At 34.1% G+C, this 19,676-nt stretch carries 21 protein-coding genes; 18 read left to right on the forward strand and 3 right to left on the reverse strand.

Annotated features, from left to right (window positions below; all coding sequences use genetic code 11):
- Window positions 1–167: 167 nt before the first annotated feature.
- Window positions 168–1,010, reverse strand: a complete 843-nt coding sequence (locus AC1RP1_RS01075) for an alpha/beta hydrolase (protein ID WP_481760968.1) — start codon at window positions 1,008–1,010, stop codon at window positions 168–170.
- A 126-nt stretch (window positions 1,011–1,136) separates the two neighbouring features.
- On the opposite strand from AC1RP1_RS01075, the gene AC1RP1_RS01080 reads away from it, so the two are divergent.
- From AC1RP1_RS01080 to nhaC, 8 genes are all read left to right on the forward strand, one after another.
- The gene (locus AC1RP1_RS01080; RefSeq protein ID WP_481760967.1) at window positions 1,137–1,577 is read left to right on the forward strand and encodes a GNAT family N-acetyltransferase; all 441 of its coding nucleotides are present in this window, start codon (window positions 1,137–1,139) and stop codon (window positions 1,575–1,577) included.
- Complete coding sequence (locus AC1RP1_RS01085; protein ID WP_481760966.1) at window positions 1,578–1,787, forward strand: hypothetical protein; 210 nt, start codon at window positions 1,578–1,580, stop codon at window positions 1,785–1,787.
- Between the two features lie 18 nt (window positions 1,788–1,805).
- Complete coding sequence (locus tag AC1RP1_RS01090) at window positions 1,806–2,234, forward strand: MerR family transcriptional regulator (RefSeq protein ID WP_409021721.1); 429 nt, start codon at window positions 1,806–1,808, stop codon at window positions 2,232–2,234.
- A 985-nt stretch (window positions 2,235–3,219) separates the two neighbouring features.
- Window positions 3,220–3,867 carry a metal-dependent transcriptional regulator gene (locus tag AC1RP1_RS01095; protein ID WP_481761142.1) on the forward strand — a complete coding sequence of 216 codons (648 nt, stop codon included), beginning with the start codon at window positions 3,220–3,222 and terminating at the stop codon, window positions 3,865–3,867.
- Between the two features lie 205 nt (window positions 3,868–4,072).
- Entirely contained in the window at window positions 4,073–5,449 is a 1,377-nt protein-coding gene (locus AC1RP1_RS01100) for an Nramp family divalent metal transporter (protein ID WP_481760965.1), read from the forward strand.
- Window positions 5,450–5,467: 18 nt separating this feature from the next.
- Window positions 5,468–5,914: a universal stress protein gene (locus tag AC1RP1_RS01105; protein ID WP_481760964.1), complete on the forward strand. Its 447-nt coding sequence runs from the start codon at window positions 5,468–5,470 to the stop codon at window positions 5,912–5,914.
- Window positions 5,915–6,046: 132 nt separating this feature from the next.
- Window positions 6,047–7,663 (forward strand): SulP family inorganic anion transporter, encoded by a 1,617-nt coding sequence (locus AC1RP1_RS01110; protein ID WP_481761141.1) that lies wholly within the window; start codon window positions 6,047–6,049, stop codon window positions 7,661–7,663.
- A gap of 397 nt (window positions 7,664–8,060) precedes the next feature.
- Window positions 8,061–9,431: a Na+/H+ antiporter NhaC gene (nhaC, locus tag AC1RP1_RS01115; protein ID WP_481760963.1), complete on the forward strand. Its 1,371-nt coding sequence runs from the start codon at window positions 8,061–8,063 to the stop codon at window positions 9,429–9,431.
- Window positions 9,432–9,480: 49 nt separating this feature from the next.
- Here nhaC and AC1RP1_RS01120 read toward each other — a convergent pair whose 3' ends face one another.
- Complete coding sequence (locus AC1RP1_RS01120; RefSeq protein ID WP_481760962.1) at window positions 9,481–10,662, reverse strand: MFS transporter; 1,182 nt, start codon at window positions 10,660–10,662, stop codon at window positions 9,481–9,483.
- Window positions 10,663–10,791: 129 nt separating this feature from the next.
- Here AC1RP1_RS01120 and AC1RP1_RS01125 point away from each other — a divergent pair, with 129 nt between their 5' ends.
- From AC1RP1_RS01125 to AC1RP1_RS01140, 4 genes are all read left to right on the forward strand, one after another.
- Window positions 10,792–11,157 (forward strand): winged helix-turn-helix transcriptional regulator, encoded by a 366-nt coding sequence (locus AC1RP1_RS01125; RefSeq protein ID WP_409021715.1) that lies wholly within the window; start codon window positions 10,792–10,794, stop codon window positions 11,155–11,157.
- Window positions 11,158–11,296: 139 nt separating this feature from the next.
- Window positions 11,297–12,034 carry a TerC family protein gene (locus tag AC1RP1_RS01130; protein ID WP_481760961.1) on the forward strand — a complete coding sequence of 246 codons (738 nt, stop codon included), beginning with the start codon at window positions 11,297–11,299 and terminating at the stop codon, window positions 12,032–12,034.
- A gap of 18 nt (window positions 12,035–12,052) precedes the next feature.
- The gene (gene trxA / locus AC1RP1_RS01135) at window positions 12,053–12,382 is read left to right on the forward strand and encodes a thioredoxin (protein WP_481760960.1); all 330 of its coding nucleotides are present in this window, start codon (window positions 12,053–12,055) and stop codon (window positions 12,380–12,382) included.
- Between the two features lie 113 nt (window positions 12,383–12,495).
- Window positions 12,496–13,362: an NAD(P)-dependent oxidoreductase gene (locus tag AC1RP1_RS01140; RefSeq protein ID WP_481760959.1), complete on the forward strand. Its 867-nt coding sequence runs from the start codon at window positions 12,496–12,498 to the stop codon at window positions 13,360–13,362.
- Window positions 13,363–13,410: 48 nt separating this feature from the next.
- Here the strand turns inward: AC1RP1_RS01140 and AC1RP1_RS01145 are convergent, their stop codons facing one another.
- Window positions 13,411–14,157: a hypothetical protein gene (locus tag AC1RP1_RS01145; RefSeq protein ID WP_481760958.1), complete on the reverse strand. Its 747-nt coding sequence runs from the start codon at window positions 14,155–14,157 to the stop codon at window positions 13,411–13,413.
- A gap of 337 nt (window positions 14,158–14,494) precedes the next feature.
- On the opposite strand from AC1RP1_RS01145, the gene AC1RP1_RS01150 reads away from it, so the two are divergent.
- The 6 genes from AC1RP1_RS01150 to AC1RP1_RS01175 all read left to right on the forward strand — a co-directional run bounded on the left by AC1RP1_RS01150 (window position 14,495) and on the right by AC1RP1_RS01175 (window position 19,663).
- Window positions 14,495–15,583, forward strand: coding sequence for a DUF871 domain-containing protein (locus AC1RP1_RS01150; protein WP_481760957.1), 1,089 nt, complete (start codon window positions 14,495–14,497; stop codon window positions 15,581–15,583).
- A gap of 108 nt (window positions 15,584–15,691) precedes the next feature.
- A complete protein-coding gene (gene crcB, locus AC1RP1_RS01155; protein WP_481760956.1) occupies window positions 15,692–16,087 on the forward strand; it encodes a fluoride efflux transporter CrcB in 396 nt (131 codons plus the stop codon).
- On the forward strand, window positions 16,084–16,446 hold the full coding sequence (gene crcB, locus AC1RP1_RS01160; RefSeq protein WP_481760955.1) for a fluoride efflux transporter CrcB: 363 nt from the start codon (window positions 16,084–16,086) through the stop codon (window positions 16,444–16,446). The genes crcB (AC1RP1_RS01155) and crcB (AC1RP1_RS01160) overlap by 4 nt, the downstream gene beginning before the upstream one ends.
- Before the next feature lie 56 nt (window positions 16,447–16,502).
- On the forward strand, window positions 16,503–17,372 hold the full coding sequence (locus AC1RP1_RS01165) for a DegV family protein (protein ID WP_481760954.1): 870 nt from the start codon (window positions 16,503–16,505) through the stop codon (window positions 17,370–17,372).
- A gap of 155 nt (window positions 17,373–17,527) precedes the next feature.
- Window positions 17,528–18,982 carry an ABC transporter permease gene (locus AC1RP1_RS01170; protein WP_481760953.1) on the forward strand — a complete coding sequence of 485 codons (1,455 nt, stop codon included), beginning with the start codon at window positions 17,528–17,530 and terminating at the stop codon, window positions 18,980–18,982.
- Window positions 18,983–19,003: 21 nt separating this feature from the next.
- Window positions 19,004–19,663 (forward strand): ABC transporter ATP-binding protein, encoded by a 660-nt coding sequence (locus AC1RP1_RS01175; RefSeq protein ID WP_481760952.1) that lies wholly within the window; start codon window positions 19,004–19,006, stop codon window positions 19,661–19,663.
- Window positions 19,664–19,676 lie beyond the last annotated feature (13 nt).

The following is a 19,676-nucleotide window of genomic DNA, read 5'->3' on the forward strand; positions in this document are numbered from 1 at the left end:
ATTCCACAAAACAGTGACAATCAGACATACCTACAATGCGGTAGGTAAAAAATGCCCCATTTTCGAACTAATCACTAGCCGCCGCAGCGGAACAACCGAAGTTGTCTGATTTTACTCGACTCATCGCATAACTTAATCATAGCACAAAATTAATATTTCGTATAGTTCTATTTACCCCAAAGGAATTGGATAACAGCTTTATCAACCTGTAAATTTCTATGAAGTTTACTATGTTGTGCATCTTCACCAGTAATTTTAAGCTCGTCATACGATTTTACTTGGCCTTTTAATAGATAGTTCATTGAACGGGCAGAAGCAATGCTGACAGATGTATCAGAATTTGAGCCATCATTCACATCGCCATAAATAACAAAGACTTTTGCGGTTGATGGGAAATTTTTTCGTTTGCTATAGTAACTTTGGTAGTTTGCTGTTTTAATAGCAGGTTCGTCATTTTTCAAGAAGTAATTTTTATTGGCTTTTTCGTCCATTCCGAGGACCCCATTAATTGGACCAGCAATTGGAACAAATTTATTTAGGATAGGAGAAGATTTTTTTCTGACAGATTCAGCCCAGTACATTGCAGATGAGCCACCCATTGAATGTGTAACAAGATTGATTTTTTTAATATCGTATGATGCTTTTAAATAATCAGTTATCTTACCAATCCATCTGCCCTCTTCAGGAATTTGAGCATCACTACGCGCAAATATAACTTGAACAATTGGATTTTTTTCAGTATATTTCCATCTACCCGTATAAGTGACATCACCAGTTGAAGAGACGGTTGCTGTTAGAACTTTTTTTGCCTTACCAGATTTTTCTGCTGAGGCAATCATGTCGTTAGTTGAGTTAGCTGTACCGCCGTATCCATGAATGTATAAGGTTGGTGTTTGTGAAATACTTTTCTCTGTTTCTACCGATTTAGGTATACTGTTATGCAATAGTAAAAAGCCAATACCTAATCCTAAAATCAATAAGATGGTTATTAATATACCGTATTTTTTCATTAGTGGTTTCCTTTGCATAGTAAGTTATTTGCTTTCATTATAAGCTACCGGGTCTTGACGTTCAAATTTAAAGCAAGTTATGGTAAGCTATATGCGAAGATAACTAAGAAAGCTGAGGATGAGCAAATGTTCATAGTGAAATCAACTAGAGATATAAGTAGTCAAATATATAAGGATGCATTATCAATTAGAAAAACGGTTTTTGTTGGAGAACAGAATGTGCCAATGGAATTGGAAATTGAAAACGAATCAGAAGCTATTCATTTTGTGGGTTATAAAGATGAAGAACCTGTTGTGACAGCACGTGTACTTAGCGAAGACTCTGAAACGTGGCATGTCCAGCGAGTTGCAACATTGAAAGCGGCTCGTGGACAACATTTAGCAACAGATATCCTAACGTTTATTGAAGGATTTTCAACAGTCTACGGAATTAAATACTTAACCTTAGGTGCACAAGATCAAGCCCAAAATTTTTATTTGAAACTAGGATATGAGGTTGAAGGTGAAGGCTTTATGGACGCAGGAATTCCACATCACACAATGATAAAAACAATCGAAGGAGCCTAGATGGCAAAAGAAACTTTATTTTCAAAATTACTAACGGATGAACGATATACATTTGCGAGTGAACTTGGTAGTAAATATCATAAAGACGCTAGTCAAATTTTATTTACTTACTTGAAGTTAATGGCTGAGGGGACACAAAACCAGTCAAAATCATTACAGAAAAGTCTGCCAGAAATCGATAAAAAATTTCAAAAGTATTTAGAAAACTAGAGATAGAAGGTACTTACAGTGAATAATAATCCATTAGCCAATCTTATGAAGCAAGATAAGTTAATTGTCGGTATTAGTGAAATCAGTAAAATGACAGGTGTTTCAACACGACAGTTAAGATATTGGGAACAAAAAGGCTATATTGAAAGTATTTCAGATGAGAAGGCAAAGTCGCGAGAATATCGTTTAGATATGGTCATAAAAGTCAGTCTTATAAAAGAAGAGTTAGATGAAGGATACACATTGGTTGCGGCGATTGAACACGTTAACGGAAAAATGGATATTTTTAGACAATTTAAACACTTTTTGATTGATCGTGTTTCAGATGTTGGTAAACAAGGAAATAAAACAGTTTTTGATATGGGCTATTTTGATGACTCCAAAAAGCAGCGTTTATTTGCGGTAATAGATGAAAAAGGGACACGTTTTGAACTCAGAGATGTTTAATAAAAAGAATTATAAAATAAAATCATAAAAAGGTTGCAACCGTTTACATTTGTGTTATACTTAATTTGTAGCAAGGAAGGCTATCGAAATCCCTGAACAAAATAAAACTGAAGTCACTTTTTTAAACTCACTTAATGGTTTTTAAAAACGAAGTTAGTTGGACAATGTTTAGTACTGAAGATAGTTGAAAAATGTAACACAAGTTAATGACGTTGAGAGATGTCAAGCAAGGCGTATTAAAACGGTGCCGGTCTTGAGCATTAAAAAGCAAATCAAGACACATCAAGTTAGATGATGTTTACTCCGATGAATTTAGAATTTTGGTAGTGTGAACGTCGTGAGACGTCGAACAAGGTTTTAAAACGGTGCTAGTCTTGAGCGCTTAAAAGCAAATCAGGACACATCAATTAAGATGATGGTTTAAGTTTCCAATGTACGGCAAGTTAATGACGTTGAGAGATGTCAAGTAAGGCGTATTAAAACGGTGCCGGTCTTGAGCATTAAAAAGCAAATCAAGATATCGAATTTTGATGATTTAAGTTGTAGTAGAACGAATAATTGGATTTAGAGGTATTTGGTCTTGGAGAAACGTTTGAAATCGAATGGATAACAAATCGCTCAAAGGGCGTCGTTCGATAATATATGATTCAAAACATATAAAAGCGACTTCACAGAACTAAATAAGTATAAAGATATAGAGGCGAAATATATTAATAATCAAGTAAAATCGACTCTCGGTAACACGGGTTTCGGCTTTCCTTCTACAAAAAGATAGGATTCAAGACATTTCTTAAAACAAATGCTTGAATCCTATTTTAATGCAGTGAATTATGATTTTTAGCTTACATTTAGGTATTTTAAAATGAAAGGTTAGGTATTCCTAAAAAATAAGTTACAATTCAATCGTTATTCTGATATAATAAATCTATTATTAAGAAAATGGAAGTGAATTGATTAACTAATGACAAAAAATGAAAGATCGAATATGACACCTATGAAGGAAGATTATTTAAAAATTATTTTTGAATTAGGCGGTACGCAAAAGAAAATATCGAATAAACAGATTGCGCTTAGTCTGAACATTGCGGCCGGATCAGTTACAGAAATGGTCAATAAACTAGTTAAAGAAGAGTTAGTAGAACATACGCCATACGCAGGGATTTCGTTAACGAAACCTGGGATATTATTGGCAGAAGATTTAGTTCGTAAGCATCGTTTATGGGAATGCTTCTTAGTTTATAAATTAAATTATAAACTACAAGATGTTGACGGTGAATCAGAGTTACTTGAACATGTGACAAGTGAGTACTTGCTTGATCATTTGAGTGAATTCTTGGGTCATCCAACACACTGTCCTCATGGCGGTGTGATACCTGACAAAGAAGGTAACTATGAGGAAGATAGCCATCTCGTTTTAGAAGCAGTAGAAGATAACACTAAAGTTGTGATTGAACGATTCATTGATAATCATGATTTGTTAACTTATTTAGATGATTTAGAATTACACATTGGTGATAAATTAACAGTTGTTTCTCATGCGCCTTTTGAAGGTCCAGTTGAAATCAAATTAGAAAATACTGGTGAGGTTAGAAATATTAGTTATAAAGCCGCTCATTATATTTTTGTGAAGTAGGTATTATGATAACAAAAGAAATTTTTATTAAATAGCTAAAGACTGTTGATATCAAATAGATATCAGCAGTCTTTTTTTGGAAATATAGCAATATTTAATAACTGGTAAAATGATTTAAGGTTAGCCTAAACTTTTTGTTTACAATGTATAAAGTTTGAGTATAATAAGGAATTGAGAAGAAAAGAATTTAAAGGAGTGGTAAAAAATGTCGAAAGAAGTACAAGAACCAAAAATGACTACCACAACAAATAGTGCTAGTTTGGAAGAAGTAAATGGATCAGTAGAAGTTCCAAAAAGTGCCGGATTTTTACGAACTTTATGGGCTTTTAGTGGACCAGGTGCATTAGTCGCTGTTGGTTACATGGATCCAGGTAACTGGATTACATCAATTGTCGGTGGTGCACAATACCGTTACTTACTATTATCAGTCGTTATTTTCTCCGGACTTATCGCTATGTTAATGCAATATATGGCTGCTAAGTTAGGTGTCGTAACAAGAATGGATTTAGCACAAGCAATTCGTGATCATACTAATAAACCGGTTGGATTTTTATTATGGATCATGACAGAATTAGCAATTATGGCAACAGATATAGCCGAAGTAATTGGTGGAGCGATTGCTTTACAATTACTTTTTGGAATTCCATTAACAGTCGGCGTTATGATAACTATATTAGATGTTTTCTTACTATTATTATTAACAAAATTAGGATTTAGAACAATTGAAGCGATTGTTGCAACATTGATTGCATCAATTTTAATTATTTTCCTTTACTTAGTTGCCTTATCAAAACCAAGTTTAGCAGGTATCATGGGTGGTATTTTACCAAGAGCATCAATCGTTATGAACCATGATCAATTAACATTAGCTTTAGGTATTATTGGTGCAACAGTAATGCCTCATAACTTGTACCTTCACTCTTCAATTGCACAAACACGTCAGTACGATTCAACTGATGAAGAAGAAGTTGCAAAAGTTGTGCGCTTTACAACTTGGGATTCAAATATCCAATTATTTGGCGCAACAATTGTTAACAGTTTACTTTTACTTTTGGGGGCTGCTTTATTCTTTGGACATGCAGATCAATTACAAGCATTCGGTGATTTATACCGTGCATTAAGTGATAATACAATTGCCAAAGGGATTGCATCACCTGTACTTTCAACTTTATTTGCCGTAGCTTTACTGGCTTCTGGGCAAAATGCAACGATTACCGGAACCTTGACTGGTCAAATTATAATGGAAGGTTTCATACATTTAAAAATGCCATTATGGGCCCGTCGATTGGTTACACGTATCATAGCAGTTATCCCCGTTATGATTGCCGCAATCATTTGGGGTGGGACAGAAGGCGTATTAGATAATTTACTTGTTTATTCACAAGTGTTCTTATCAGTAGCCTTACCATTTACGATGATTCCATTAATCTGGTTTACATCTTCTAAAAAATATATGGGTGAACGATTCGTTAATCCACTTTGGGTATCAATTATTGGTTGGGCAGCCGCAATCGGGTTAACTATTTTAAATGTTCAATTAGTCTTCAATTTAGTCATTCAATTTTTCCAAGAAGTTTTATAAAATAAGGAGGAAATTCATATGAAAAAAAGTTTTGAGTTACCAAAGCATAAGAACATTCTTGTCGGCGTCGATAATTCGGCAGATGCCCAATTAGCATTCTTAGAAGCGGTTAGTCATGCTTTAGATGATGATTCTCTGCTGCATATTGTAACTGTTCTGGAGTCGGATGATTTGAATGTTTTTCAGGTATTAACAAAAGATACATTAGCTGAAAAACGTTTGAAGGTTGAAAAACAACTTCAAGAGTATAAACAAAGCGCATTAGATGCTGGTGTTAAGGAAGTACACATTGTTCTTGCTGAGGGTGAACCTGGTGAAACGATTGTCAAAGATGTTATTCCTGACGTTAAACCTGATTTAGTCGTTGTTGGATCAGCTATAACTAAAGGGATTGGTAAGTACTTAGGTAGCCAAGCATCATACGTGGCTAAGTATTCTCCCGTTTCAGTTATGGTTGTTCGTTAATAGAAAAAAGTTATACAAAATGGTTGAATCTTATAAAGATTTAACCATTTTTATTTGGAAAACGTTTACTTGTTTATTTATATATAAGGTTTATGTTATGCTTTTATGTATAACATAAATAGGAGCATGATGATGATATCAAATTATATTTCAATATTAAAAAACGAGTTTAAAGGTTATAATGCAACAAAATTAGCTAAAGATTTTATGGCAGGTTTAACGGTAGCTGCAGTTGCTATTCCGTTAGCCTTGGCATTTGGTGTCTCAAGTGGGGCAACAGCTGCTGCTGGGTTAATCACAGCCATTGTTGCTGGGATTTTGATAAGTACCTTATCTGGGGCATATTATCAAATATCAGGACCAACTGGAGCGATGGCCGCAGTATTAATGGGTGTTATTGCACAATATGGATTAAAAGGGGTTTTTATTGCTACATTGATTGCCGGAGTGATTTTATTGTTAGCCGGTATATTTAAATTAGGCGTTTTAACGACTTTTATTCCTGCCCCTGTTATTACAGGATTTACATCAGGAATTTCAATTATTATTGCTTTCGGGCAATTAGATAATTTTTTTGGTACGCATTCAAACGGAAGTAGTTTAATTGAAAAAATTGGTAGTTATCCTAGCTTAGGTTTTCAACCTAAGTTGGCAACGACTTTGATGGCAATTTTAGTTGTTATTGCACTTTTTATTTTTCCAAAAAAATGGAATAAAGTTATTCCTGCATCGTTGATTGCAATTATTGTTACTACGGCAATTACAATGATATTTAAATTAGATGTCGCAACAGTTGGCGAGATTCCAACAAGTGTTATCAGTGATGATAGATTACATTTAGGTGCATTAAATCTTCAAACAGTTAAAAATCTAATTATTCCTGGCGCAAGTATTGCTTTACTGGGAATGATTGAAAGTTTATTATGCGGGGCATCTGCTGGTCGCATGACAGGTAAAACCTTAGATAGTAATCAAGAATTAATCGCTCAAGGTATTGGAAATATGATTTTACCATTTTTTGGTGGTATTCCAGCAACGGCTGCGATTGCTAGAACGAGTGTAGCAATTAAATCAGGTGCACAGACGCGATTGACAGGCGTTTTCCATGCACTTGCGTTATTAGTTTCAATGCTTTTATTGGCACCAATCATGTCACAGATTCCTTTATCGGCATTAGCTGGCGTGTTAGTTGTGACTTCATGGCGGATGAACGAATGGTCAGCTATCAAGTATCTCTTTAAAAATAAATTTAAAAGTGCTTTAATTCTATTTTTCTTAACATTAATAAGTACCGTTATTTTTGATTTGAGTACGGCGATTATGGCCGGTGTTTTAGTCGGGATCGTTATTTTTGTGGCTAAGAGTTCTATTTTAGATGTTGTTGTTGAAGATGTTGATTTAAGCAAAGTCGAAACAACACAAGATAGATTAAAAGATGATTGGGCAGTTGTCTACATCACTGGACCACTATTTTTCATGTCTGCGGATCGATTAGATAAGGCACTACAGCCACTTCATGAACGAGATTTAGTTATCTTTTCATTGCGAGGCGTACCATCAATTGATAATACAGCAATGGCTGTTATTCAGGATTTCTATAGTGATGCTCAGACTAAAAATCATGAAGTGATTTTTTCTTCAGTTCAACCAAATGTAATGAGAATGTTTGAACGATCTGGCTTTAAAGATGTGGCTGGGGAAGAAGCCTTTTATTTCTCAGTTGATCGTGTTCTAAAGGAAATACTATAAGATGTACATTATTGACAAGGATATTTAGGCATGTTAAGATTCATTCAACTTAATAAATAAAAGTTAACACATAAGTAGTCATTTATCTGGGAGTCAGAAAGTTGGTGGTTGATGCGAACCAATCAGGATAAATTAACCAAATACGTTAACGTTATTTTAAACATCGGATAAATATCTAGAACCGTTATCATCTAGTGAGTGAGAATTTGGGTTCTCAATTAAACTGGGTGGTACCACGGCTAGAGTCGTCCCTGATACAATATTTAATATTGTATCAGGGACTTTTTTTGTCCAGAAAAGGAGTGTTAAAAATGAAAAATATAAATTGGGGTCAGTTTCGATATCAAACTTTTCATGATAAATACTAGAATCGACTAAAAAATAGGAGTGTTTACTAATGAAAAATAAATTATCGTTTACAGAAGCAGCAAGTGTTTTAGTAGTAATGTTGATTATTATGGGATTTGGTGTAATTAAGTTTGGGTTATCACCTCAAACACCAGTTATGTTAGTGATTGGGTTGTTAATTTTATGGGCTAGAATTCGTCATTTTTCATGGGATGAGATTCACGCGGGTATCAAGGATGGAATGAGTACAGGGTTAATTCCCATCTTTATTTTTATTTTGATTGGCTCATTGATTGCGACTTGGATTGCGGCAGGAATTATTCCAACCTTAATGATTTGGGGATTTAATCTGATTAGTGTTCAATTCTTTGTGCCTTCCGTTTTTATTGTCTGTGCTATTATCGGATTATCAATTGGGAGTGCCTTCACTTTAATTTCAACTGTGGGTATCGCACTATTCGGTATGGGGATGACGATGGGGGTTAATCCTGCACTAGTGGCAGGAGCAATTATTTCAGGTGCTATCTTTGGGGATAAAATGTCTCCCTTATCAGATTCAACGAACTTAGCAGCTGCCATTGGAGAATCTGATTTATTTAAACATATTAAAAATATGATGTGGACAACAATTCCTGCTTTTGTAGGATCTTTAATTTTATATTTCATTTTGGGAAGTGGTAGTATGGCAGCAAATATGGATAAAATCAATCATACGATTTCAATTTTATCTAGTCACTTTTCAATCACAGCTTGGGCGGCATTACCAATTATCTTAATGTTTGTCTGTGCCTGGTTAAAAATTCCAGCTATTCCAACGTTATTTATCAATATTGGTGTATCGTTAGTTATGTTATTTATTCAAAAACCATTTACGAGTTTACAAGATGTTGCGGCGTTGATTCAGTCAGGATTTGTTTCTAAAACTGGAGATGCAAATGTGGATATGCTGTTAACACGAGGTGGCGTTTCAAGTATGATGGGAACCGTGTCATTAATAATTTTAACTTTAACGTTAGGCGGCTTACTAATGAACTTCAATATTATTGAAGTCGTTATGGAACCTTTAGTTAAACGTTTAAATTCATCTGGTAAATTAATTACGGCAACTATTTTTGCTGGAATTGGAGTTAATTTATTTGTTGGAGAACAATACTTATCAGTTATTTTACCTGGAAAAGCGTTTAAACCCGCTTTTGATAAATCAAAATTAGATAATTTAGCCTTAAGTCGTGCACTTGAAGATGGCGGAACAGTGATTAATTACTTAATCCCTTGGGGTGTAGCTGGTGCGTTTGCAGCAAGCACGTTGGGAGTTCCAACGCTAGACTACTTACCATTTGCGTTCTTTAGCTTACTATCGCCTGTCTTTTCAATCATTAGTGGTTGGACGGGAATCGGGTTACGTGCAAAGAGAGCCTAATAAAAACGGGTCACAATGAATTTTATATTCGTTGTGACCCGTTTTTTTGTTATTTCTCATTCTTATTGAGTGTAATTAAGTACATTGTCATGAAGATGGCGATTAAAACCATGACTGTCCCAAAAAGTGGCGTCATACCTAATCCGAGATTAGAAACAACTTGTCCACCAATTAAAGAGCCTAACGTAATGCCAATATTGAAAGCAGAAATATTTAGCGACGATGCTAAAGTAATATCTTTAGGGGTATATTTTTCAGCTAATTGAACAACGTATAGTTGTAATCCTGGAACATTCATAAAGGCGAATAGTCCTAAGGCCATAACGGTTAATAAACCTAGAATTGACATTTTAGCAGTAAAGAAAAGGATAAATAAGACGACTGCAAGTCCGATAAACATTTTTAATAATGCTTGGAGCGGATTATGGTTTGCTAAACGGCCGCCAATCGTATTTCCAAGGGCAACCATCAATCCGTAGACGATTAAAATGATAACAACAGCACTTTCACTGTAACCCATTGAAGTTTCTAAGAGTGGCGTAATATACGTATAAACAACGAATGTCCCACCGTAACCTAAGGCGGTTAATGATAACGTAATCAATAGATATTTGTTCTTAAGGACACGGATAAAACCATGCGCATCAGATTTTCCAGGAATTGGTAAACCATTTGGTACGAGGAAAAAGTTGGCGATTAAACCAATTAGTCCAATGATACTAATAAAAATAAATGATCCATGCCAACTAGTATGTTGACCAATAAATGTACCTAAAGGAACACCGGTTACAGTTGCAACGGTTAAACCAGTAAACATGACTGAAATAGCACTAGCACGTTTTGAAGGTTCAACAACATCAGCCGCAATAACGGAAGCGATTGTCATGAATATACCGTGAGACAATGCAGAAATAATTCGACCAATTAATAAAATTGAAAAAGTTGGTGCAAATGCTGCAACTAAATTACCAACGATAAATAACGCCATGATACTTAAGAGTAATTTTTTTCGATCAAATTGGCCAGTTAAAATAGTTAGAACGGGTGCACCTATTGTGACACCGAATGCATATAATGAAACGCTAAGTCCTGCCTGACTTAATGAAATACCAAAATCTTTGACTAATAAGGGGATGAGCCCAACGCTAATAAATTCTGTTGATCCGATTGCGAAAGCACTAATAGCCAATGCTAAGAGTGTTAGGGATGGTGATATTTTTGGTTTTTCCATAAGTTTGTAAAGCCTCCTTGATTTTTGTTGGAATAATGCTACAATTTATGATTATACGTGTACGCAACAATAAGACAATAACGTACTAAAAAGTGCTATAGGAACTTTTTAGTGCCTATAGGAGGAAGAATGGAAGATAAAACATATAATATTGGTGTTGAAGCGACTTTAGAAGTCATTGGCGGAAAATGGAAAACAATTATTTTATGCCATTTACGTGGTGGAAAAAGAAGAACTAGTGAGCTGAAACGTGCAATTCCGAAAATAACCCAAAAAATGTTAACGCAACAATTACGTGAATTGGAAGCCGATGGGATTATCTCTAGACATATCTATGAACAGGTACCACCAAAAGTAGATTATCAATTGACTGAATATGGTGAGTCTTTGAGTACTATATTAAATAAATTGTGTGTTTGGGGCGAAAAACATGTTGATCGGTTAAATGAGCAAGACCAACATGTTGTTTTAATGAATCGAGATAAAGTGTCATAACTGTCATTATTGATTGCTATTCGAGAAATGTAGCTGGCAGTTACTGTTGTTCATATGTTATGGCATAATCTGGTAATTGCTGTATAATAATCATTTACAGTTATTTATAAAAATTATTGAAAGAAAGTATGAGAATTAAATGTTAGCAAACTTATATGGACCATTTTTTGATCTAAACAATTGGAAAACAGTTGTCGAATCAAGTAGTGATTGGATAATTATCCTATCATTAGCAGTAATCGAATGCTTATTATCAGTGGATAACGCAATTGTATTAGCTGCACAAACACAAAAATTACCAAGTAAAAAAGAACAAGAAAAAGCATTATTTTACGGATTATGGGGTGCATATATTTTCCGGTTCATCATTATTGGAATTGGAACATTTTTAATTGATTTCTGGGAAATTAAAGTAATTGGCGCTGGGTATCTTATTTACCTATCAGCCCATTATTTCTTTTCAAAAATTAAAACGCCAAAACCTAAATCAGAGAAAAAAAGTAATGGACGAAAAGGTCCATTCTCATTGTTTTGGTCAGTTGTTATTTCAATTGAGATGATGGATATTGTTTTTTCAATTGATTCTGTCTTAGCATCGTTAGCAATTTCGACAAATCCAGTCATTGTTTTAATCGGTGGGATGTTTGGAATTTTAGCCATGCGTGGGATTGCGACATTGATTATGAAGTTGATGAAGGTTGTTCCGGAGTTAGAATCAATGGCTTACTTGCTAATCGCATTAATTGCGGTGAAGTTATTCCTTTCTATCCCTCAAATTGGTATCGAAGTTTCAGCAGTACTTTTTGCTGGAATTGTTTTTGGGGCTATTATATTAACGACTTTAATTCATATGTATAATATTCAGAATAAAAAATAACGAAACGAAGGCGATAAAATGGTCACAAAAGTAACAGATAAAACGCTCGCGGAACATACAGATTCCGGATTAACAATTGTTGATTTATGGGCTCCTTGGTGTGGTCCATGTCGTATGATGGAACCTGTTATTGATGAATTAGAACAAGAATTCAAAGATGATATGCAATTTGTAAAGTTGAATATTGATGAAAATAAAGAAACAGCATTGGAATATGATGTCATGAGTATTCCGAGTTTTCTATTATTTAAAGATGGCAAAGCAATTGAAAAAGTTGTTGGTTATCATGATAAGAGTAAATTTTCAAAGTATTTAAGTGAAAAAGTTGCTCAAAATAAAGCAGTATAAATAAAATCCCACTACAAATTTTGTAGTGGGATTTTATTTTAGGCTTAACTATTATTAATGGCAGTCGTAACCTTAAAGGTGCATACTAAAGAAAATTATAAAAGGAGATTATTATGAAAAAAATTGGGTTTATTGGAACGGGCGTTATGGGCTCAGCAATTGTTAGTTATTTATTGAAAGCGAACTATGAAGTAACCGTGTTTAATCGAACCAAATCAAAGACAGATGACTTAGTTAGCCAAGGGGCAATATGGGCTGATTCGCCACAATTGGTTGCGGCTAAAAGTGATATTATCTTCTCGATGGTTGGTTTTCCTGCAGATGTAGAAGCAATATATTTTGAAGAAAATGGTATTTTTGCTGGTGCTAAAAAAGGCGCAATTGTAGTTGATATGACAACAAGTACACCAACACTAGCGAAAAAAATTGGTGATTACGCGGAAACTCATGAGTTGTTTGCGTTAGATGCACCTGTTTCTGGTGGTGATATTGGTGCAAAGAATGCGAAGCTAACAATTATGGTTGGTGGACACAGTGATGTATATGAACAAGTGAAACCTATTTTTGAAAAGATGGGAACAACAATTGCCTTGTTTGGTGGTTATGGATCAGGCCAACATGTAAAAATGGCTAATCAAATTATGATTGCTGGAACAATGACCGGAATGACTGAGCTGTTAGTTTACGCTAAGGCAGCAAACTTAGACTTGGAAAGTGTCATTAAAACAGTTGGCGGGGGAAGTGCAGCAAATTGGAGTTTAGACAATTATGCGCCCCGAGTTTTAAGTGATGACTATACACCAGGATTCTTTGCAAAACATTTTCTTAAAGATTTGCGTATTGCATTAGACGAAGCAGAAAAAATGAATATTAATCTACCCGCAACAAAAGAAGCTAAAGTACTATATGAAAAATTAGTTGATGAAGATGGATTAGGTAATGACGGTACACAAGCATTAGTTAAATTGTGGTGGAAATAAATAAGTCGATACAACTAATAAATAAGACCATTTCAATATGAGATAGTCTTATTTATTTTTGATGATTTTAACCAGCCAATTTGTAATAAGTAATAAAAACAGCATCAAAATAGTAATTAGACCAATAGATAAGGCAAATTTTGATAGTAGAGTCATCATTAAAGTCTGGTGATTAAATAGAGTTAAGAAATAATAAAAGATAATGATTAAAAGTGCTAATAAACTGAATCCAAGACCAAATCCTTTTCTATCTGCTGAGCTTAAATCAAAACCACCAATTGTAATAGATGTTGTGATTAACAACCACAGGATAAGTCTTAATGACCAAGATTGAAATAACGAGGTGAATAGGTTAAATAACGATTGAGTATTAAATGCTTGGTTAACTAGCATTGTTGATAGTAGATTAAAAGAGTGAGGTAGCAGTAGAATAAAAAGGCCAATAATTACGATTGAACAGCCAATGATGGGCGCAATACCGGCCATTGCTTGTCCAATTTTACCACGCATATTTTTAGGTGAGCTATAACGAACGAATCCAAGTGAGTTATCACCAATTTCGGGATGTGGACGTTTAATTAATTTAACTTCAATGGCGTGAAATCCAAATAAAAAAGCCATTATAGCATGACTTGCTTCATGGATAATAATACCCAATGAACCCAAGTATAATTGTTGATTTAATGATAATTGTTTTTTTGTATTACTGTTCACAGCTGTTAGTAAAAAAGCAGCTACAAGAAGTGGTATAACACTAAGAAAAATCAATGTTATTAGCGTATAAATGGTTTGCATCCTTAAGACCTCCTTCGTGATTAAAATATTAGCACGATTCTTAATATTTAGAAACAAAAAAGAGACTGCTGGGAAGGCAGTCTCTAGGGAGTAAGTTGTAGAGCTAATAAATTAGCTCTCTCTCTCATTACTTTGGAGGAGAAATGAAAAAGTATAAAGGTTAGTTATTTATGTTGTTTTGGGATAAGTTCAATATACAACATGAACCTTAAAATAACCTTAACATTAAGAAAAAATTTAAAAATAATCAAAAGTTTTTTTGGAATGCGCTTTCAATTACATTATATGTCCTTTATAATATTGGTATAGACCTTAATAATATTTAGGAGGAATAATAATGGGAAAATTAGGTATTTCAATTTATCCAGAACGATCAAATTATAATGATGATACAGCATATTTAGATTTGGCATGTAAATACGGGTATAAAAGAGTCTTTACGAGTTTACTCCAAGTGACAGATGGTAAAGATAAGGTATTATCAGAATTTAAAAAGACAGTTGCTTACGCAAATAAACTTGGTATGGAAGTAATGGTTGATATCAATCCTGATTTATTTGAACAACTAAATATTAGTTATCAAGATTTAAAATTCTTTGACGATATGGGTGCATATGGTGTTCGATTAGATTTAGGATTTACAGGTGCAGAAGAAGCAGCAATGACACGCAATCCATATGACTTAAAAATAGAAATAAATATGAGTTCTGGGACTAACTATGTGGATAACATTATGAGTTATTCACCAAAAAGAGAGAACTTATTAGGTTCACATAATTTTTATCCACATGAATACACAGGATTAGAGTATAACTTTTTTGTAGCTTGCAGTGAGAAATTTAAAAAATACAATTTAAATACGGCAGCTTTTGTTAATGCTAAGTCAGCTACTTTTGGACCTTGGCCAACTGCTGATGGACTATGTACATTAGAGGATCATCGACATTTAGATATTGCCACACAAGTTAAACATATGGTGATGACAGATTTAATTGATGATGTGATTATCGCAAACGCGTACGCTTCAGAAAATGAATTAAAAGCAGCATCAGAAGCATTCAACGCCAATTATCCGACGATTAAAATTGAAACGGCAGATGATATTACTGAGGTTGAAAAAGTAGTATTATTTGATAATATTCATAGTTACCGCGGAGATCGTTCAGCGTATCTTTTACGTTCGACAATGACACGGGTTGTGTATAAAGATAAAGAATTTCCTGCACATAATACAAAATTAATTAAGCGTGGTGACGTCTTAATTGATAATGAAGGTTATGGACAATATAAAGGTGAAACACAAATTGCTTTAAAAGAAATGAAAAATGATGGTCGTGTAAATATTGTTGGGCATATTATAGATGATGAATTATTCTTACTCGATTTTTTGAAACCATGGAGTCAATTTAAACTAAGCCAAGATTAGCCTAAATGGATCACTAGATAATTTCTAGTGGTCCATTTTAATTTGGTATTAACTAGATAATTCGGTAAAATGAAGTAGTAAATGTAAAATTGATAAGAAGGTCATAAAATGAATTATATAATTGTTGCATTGTTTGCTTTTTTTGGTGGAATAAGTCGGTACTTACTTGGTTTAACGATTATTCAACCAAATGGATTCCCACTGGGGACATTAATGATTAATGTCGTAGGGTGCTTTATTTTGGCGTTCTTAGTTCAGTATATTGAAACAACCGAAAAAGTCCCAGATTGGTTAACTTTGGGGATAAAAACAGGTTTTATAGGTGCTTTTACAACGTTTTCAACATATAGTTTGGAAGCTGTAAAGTTAATAGAGACGCAACAATGGGGCTATGCACTCATCTATGTGTTAGTAACGATTATAGGTGGACTTTCCATGACATTACTTGGTTATTCATTAGGCAATCGGATTGGAGATTGGCGAATGGAGAGTGAACGTTCATGATGACACTATTAGTTGGGATTGGCGCTGCAATCGGTGCTATGTTAAGATATGGGATAACAAATTTAAGTAATCGATATCTAACTGATCAATTTCCAGTTGGAACGTTATTAATTAATCTGATAGGTAGTTTTATTTTAGGTCTTTTAACAGGAATTAATTTATCTAGTCCGATGTTAGTCTTACTTGGTACTGGAACAATGGGTGGTTTTACAACCTTTTCAACGTATAACTTTGAATTGGTTAAATTAATTAAAAGCCAAAAAATATCGTTATTCATGATTTATTTATTAGCTAGTTATATTGTTGGTGGCTTGATGACACTGTTAGGATTAGTTATTGGTCGCCAAATGGTTAGTTAAATTAAAGTATTCGAGCATAATGTGTGATAGGATAGTAAAAATAGGGATGTGAAATAATGAAAATTGCTGTATTAACGGATAGTTCAGCTTATCTTACAGATGAGATTGTTGAACAATTAGATATTAAAGTAGTAAATAACCCAGTATTATTTGGAAATCATGTCTATCATGAAAATGCCGATTTAACGGCAACTCAATTTTATCAATTATTAAAAACAGAAGATGTTTTACCAACAACTTCCCAGGTATCGATGGGTGAAATGGAAGAAAAATTTAAGGCACTTGCTGCTGAAGGCTATACAGATGTTATTTGTATCCATTTATCATCAGGTATTAGTGGATTAGTTGGTAATCTTGAAGCTTTCGCATCATCTGTTTCGGCCATCAATGTGCATGTTTTTGATTCGAAAATTGATTGCGCGGGGATGGGTAACATGGTTCAATTGGCTGCCACATTAGCTAATAAAGATAAAAACGTTATGGAAATACTTGAAAAGTTAGCCGAATTAAGAGAAACAACACGGGTTCTTTTTGTTGTTGATGATTTAAATCATTTAATGAGGACCGGTCGTTTATCAAATCATTCAGGTTTTGTTGGAAACATATTGAAAATTAAACCGATTTTAACTTTTGATAAAGAAGGTAAAATCGTTGCTATTGGTAAAGAACGCAAAATGAAAAATGCCTATTCTGAAATTAAAGCTCAATTCTCAGAAGCAACACGTTCACTTGATTATCCAGTTCAAATTAATTTAATTGATGCGAATAATCCGGAACTTCAAGCTGAATGGGGACAAGACTTGAGAACTAGTTTTCCTAAAATGAAATTTGAATCGGGTTATATTGGACCACTTGTCGGTGTTCACACAGGTGAAAAATGTTTAGGATTAATCTGGTCGAGAGATTGGAAAAGTCTAATAGATTAAATAAAGAAAACGGTTTTATTATGAATTATTATTCATAATAAAACTTTTTTTTGTATAACAAACGAAAATGTTCTGATAATATTCAAAAATAATTCATAATTATTAGCTATGCTTATTCTTATCAAATAATTTAAGAGAATATGGAGGTAATAAATATGAATTTTTTTAAACGTGCTTTATTAAATCTTAAAGCAAAAAAAGGACGATCTTTTTTACTTGTATTAGTTATGTCAGCTATTATGTTATTCGTTTTAGCAGGATTAATTATTCAAAATGCAGCAACAACTGCGGCAAATGATGCGAAGAAGAGTGCGGGTGCAACGGTGACATTATCAGCTAATCGAGATAAAGCTTTTAGCGAGATGAAAACTTCAAGCTCAAAAACCACTAAACCATCATTAAACTTAGCTGGGGTAACAGTCGCAACAGCTAAAAAAGTTGGTGCATTAAGCAATGTGAAGAGTTACAGTATCACCACTTCAACTACAGCTAATGCTTCTTCATTTGATGCCATTAAAACAACATCGACCTCAAGTCAAAGTGGTGGGATGGGCGGCAAGAAAATGGCAACTTCTGCAACAACGGGTGATATTTCTATTTCCGGTGTAAGTTCAACGGCTAGTGCACTAAATACTAGTGGTGCCAAAATTACAAAAGGTCGTGGTTTAAATTCGAGTGATTTAAATACTAAAAACGTTGTGATTGAATCAGAACTTGCTTCTACTAACCATATTTCTGTGGGCAATACAATTACAATGAAATCAACTGGTGGTACGAAGTATAAAGTTGAAGTTGTCGGTATTTATAAAGCTAGTTCAACTAGTTCTACAAGTATGGGTGGGCCAGGAGCTACTGATCCATCAAATACTATTTATACAGCTTACACATTTGCGAATACTTTAAAAGGTAGTAAGTATAAAGATACGGCCGATTCAGTTGTGTATACATTAAGTGATCCAGCCAAGTCAGAAACTTTCACAAAAGCAGCTAAGAAATTAATTAACACATCTAAATTTTCAATGTCAACAAACGATAGTACTTATCAATCAATGCTGACACCATTGAATAATGTTAAGAGTTTTGCCCAAAAAATTGTTCTATTAGTCGCAGTTGCAGGAACTATCATTCTTGCCTTAATTGTTATTTTAATGATTAGAGAACGTCGCTATGAAATTGGTGTCCTCCTATCATTAGGTGAAAAACGTTGGAAAGTTATTGCACAATTCTTTGTTGAAATGTTTATGGTTCTACTCGTGTCATTAGTTGTTGCCGGAATTGGTGGGAAATTCGTTGGTAATGCAGTAGGTGATCAATTGATAAGCCAACAAACAACGACATCTACAACAGCTACAACTTCAAATGATATGCAAGGTGGAGGCGGTGCGCCAAGTGGTACTAAAGGTGGACAATTTGGTGGAACAGATCCAAGTGGTATACCAGGGCAGTCAGCGACAACTAAATCTGAGAAATTAAAGAATCTAAGCACAACTGTAAGTATCAAAGATTTGGCAGAATTAGGTGGTATGGGTCTGGCAATTATCTTTATCTCGATTATGTTAGCATCGTTAGGTATTTTACGACTTGAACCCAAGAAAATTCTGATTTCATAAATAATAGAAAGGAGTGATTAAATGATTGAAATTAAAGATGTCGCGTATTGGTATGAAAATAAGGATAACCCCTTATTTGAAAAGGTTAATTTAACTTTTGAAAGAAGTAAATCATATGCAATTGTCGGTAGTAGTGGCTCAGGAAAAACAACATTTCTCTCACTAATTGCTGGTTTAGATAAACCAAAATCTGGAGAAATTATATATGAAGGTGAGGCAATCAATAAAATCGGATTAACTCATTATCGAAATAAAGATGTCTCGATTATCTTCCAATCCTATAATTTATTTACTTATATGTCAGCGTTGGAAAACTTAATGACTGCGATGGACATTACCGGAGCAACACATGCTGGTGATAAACAATATGCCTTTGATATGTTGAAAAAAGTTGGTATTGATGAGGATATGGCTAAGAAGAACGTTCAACATCTTTCTGGTGGGCAACAACAGCGAGTCGCTGTTGTCAGAACGATGTGTTGTGACGCACGATTAGTCGTAGCTGATGAACCGACCGGTAATTTGGATGAAGTTAATACGAAAGAAATTATTGAATTACTTCAAGATTTAGCTAAATCACAAGATAAATGTGTCATCATTGTAACGCATGAACCAGATGTTGCTAAAATGTGTGATACGCAATATGTATTGAAGGACCGTGAGTTTCAAGTTATAGAGTAAGAAATAGCCATAT

The organism is Dellaglioa sp. CoH-56-MRSF-13, from assembly GCF_056782095.1.

What these genes read in the sequence shown, in the direction of transcription:
- AC1RP1_RS01120 (WP_481760962.1), bottom strand. Translation starts at nt 10,662, where the DNA reads ATGGAAAAACCAAAAATATCACCATCCCTAACACTCTTAGCATTGGCT.
- AC1RP1_RS01095 (WP_481761142.1), top strand. Translation starts at nt 3,220, where the DNA reads ATGACACCTATGAAGGAAGATTATTTAAAAATTATTTTTGAATTAGGC.
- AC1RP1_RS01165 (WP_481760954.1), top strand. Translation starts at nt 16,503, where the DNA reads ATGAAAATTGCTGTATTAACGGATAGTTCAGCTTATCTTACAGATGAG.
- AC1RP1_RS01170 (WP_481760953.1), top strand. Translation starts at nt 17,528, where the DNA reads ATGAATTTTTTTAAACGTGCTTTATTAAATCTTAAAGCAAAAAAAGGA.
- AC1RP1_RS01130 (WP_481760961.1), top strand. Translation starts at nt 11,297, where the DNA reads ATGTTAGCAAACTTATATGGACCATTTTTTGATCTAAACAATTGGAAA.
- AC1RP1_RS01125 (WP_409021715.1), top strand. Translation starts at nt 10,792, where the DNA reads ATGGAAGATAAAACATATAATATTGGTGTTGAAGCGACTTTAGAAGTC.
- crcB (WP_481760956.1), top strand. Translation starts at nt 15,692, where the DNA reads ATGAATTATATAATTGTTGCATTGTTTGCTTTTTTTGGTGGAATAAGT.
- AC1RP1_RS01140 (WP_481760959.1), top strand. Translation starts at nt 12,496, where the DNA reads ATGAAAAAAATTGGGTTTATTGGAACGGGCGTTATGGGCTCAGCAATT.
- AC1RP1_RS01145 (WP_481760958.1), bottom strand. Translation starts at nt 14,157, where the DNA reads ATGCAAACCATTTATACGCTAATAACATTGATTTTTCTTAGTGTTATA.
- AC1RP1_RS01175 (WP_481760952.1), top strand. Translation starts at nt 19,004, where the DNA reads ATGATTGAAATTAAAGATGTCGCGTATTGGTATGAAAATAAGGATAAC.
- AC1RP1_RS01100 (WP_481760965.1), top strand. Translation starts at nt 4,073, where the DNA reads ATGTCGAAAGAAGTACAAGAACCAAAAATGACTACCACAACAAATAGT.
- trxA (WP_481760960.1), top strand. Translation starts at nt 12,053, where the DNA reads ATGGTCACAAAAGTAACAGATAAAACGCTCGCGGAACATACAGATTCC.
- AC1RP1_RS01075 (WP_481760968.1), bottom strand. Translation starts at nt 1,010, where the DNA reads ATGAAAAAATACGGTATATTAATAACCATCTTATTGATTTTAGGATTA.
- AC1RP1_RS01085 (WP_481760966.1), top strand. Translation starts at nt 1,578, where the DNA reads ATGGCAAAAGAAACTTTATTTTCAAAATTACTAACGGATGAACGATAT.
- AC1RP1_RS01150 (WP_481760957.1), top strand. Translation starts at nt 14,495, where the DNA reads ATGGGAAAATTAGGTATTTCAATTTATCCAGAACGATCAAATTATAAT.
- AC1RP1_RS01080 (WP_481760967.1), top strand. Translation starts at nt 1,137, where the DNA reads ATGTTCATAGTGAAATCAACTAGAGATATAAGTAGTCAAATATATAAG.
- AC1RP1_RS01110 (WP_481761141.1), top strand. Translation starts at nt 6,047, where the DNA reads ATGATATCAAATTATATTTCAATATTAAAAAACGAGTTTAAAGGTTAT.
- AC1RP1_RS01105 (WP_481760964.1), top strand. Translation starts at nt 5,468, where the DNA reads ATGAAAAAAAGTTTTGAGTTACCAAAGCATAAGAACATTCTTGTCGGC.
- crcB (WP_481760955.1), top strand. Translation starts at nt 16,084, where the DNA reads ATGATGACACTATTAGTTGGGATTGGCGCTGCAATCGGTGCTATGTTA.
- nhaC (WP_481760963.1), top strand. Translation starts at nt 8,061, where the DNA reads ATGAAAAATAAATTATCGTTTACAGAAGCAGCAAGTGTTTTAGTAGTA.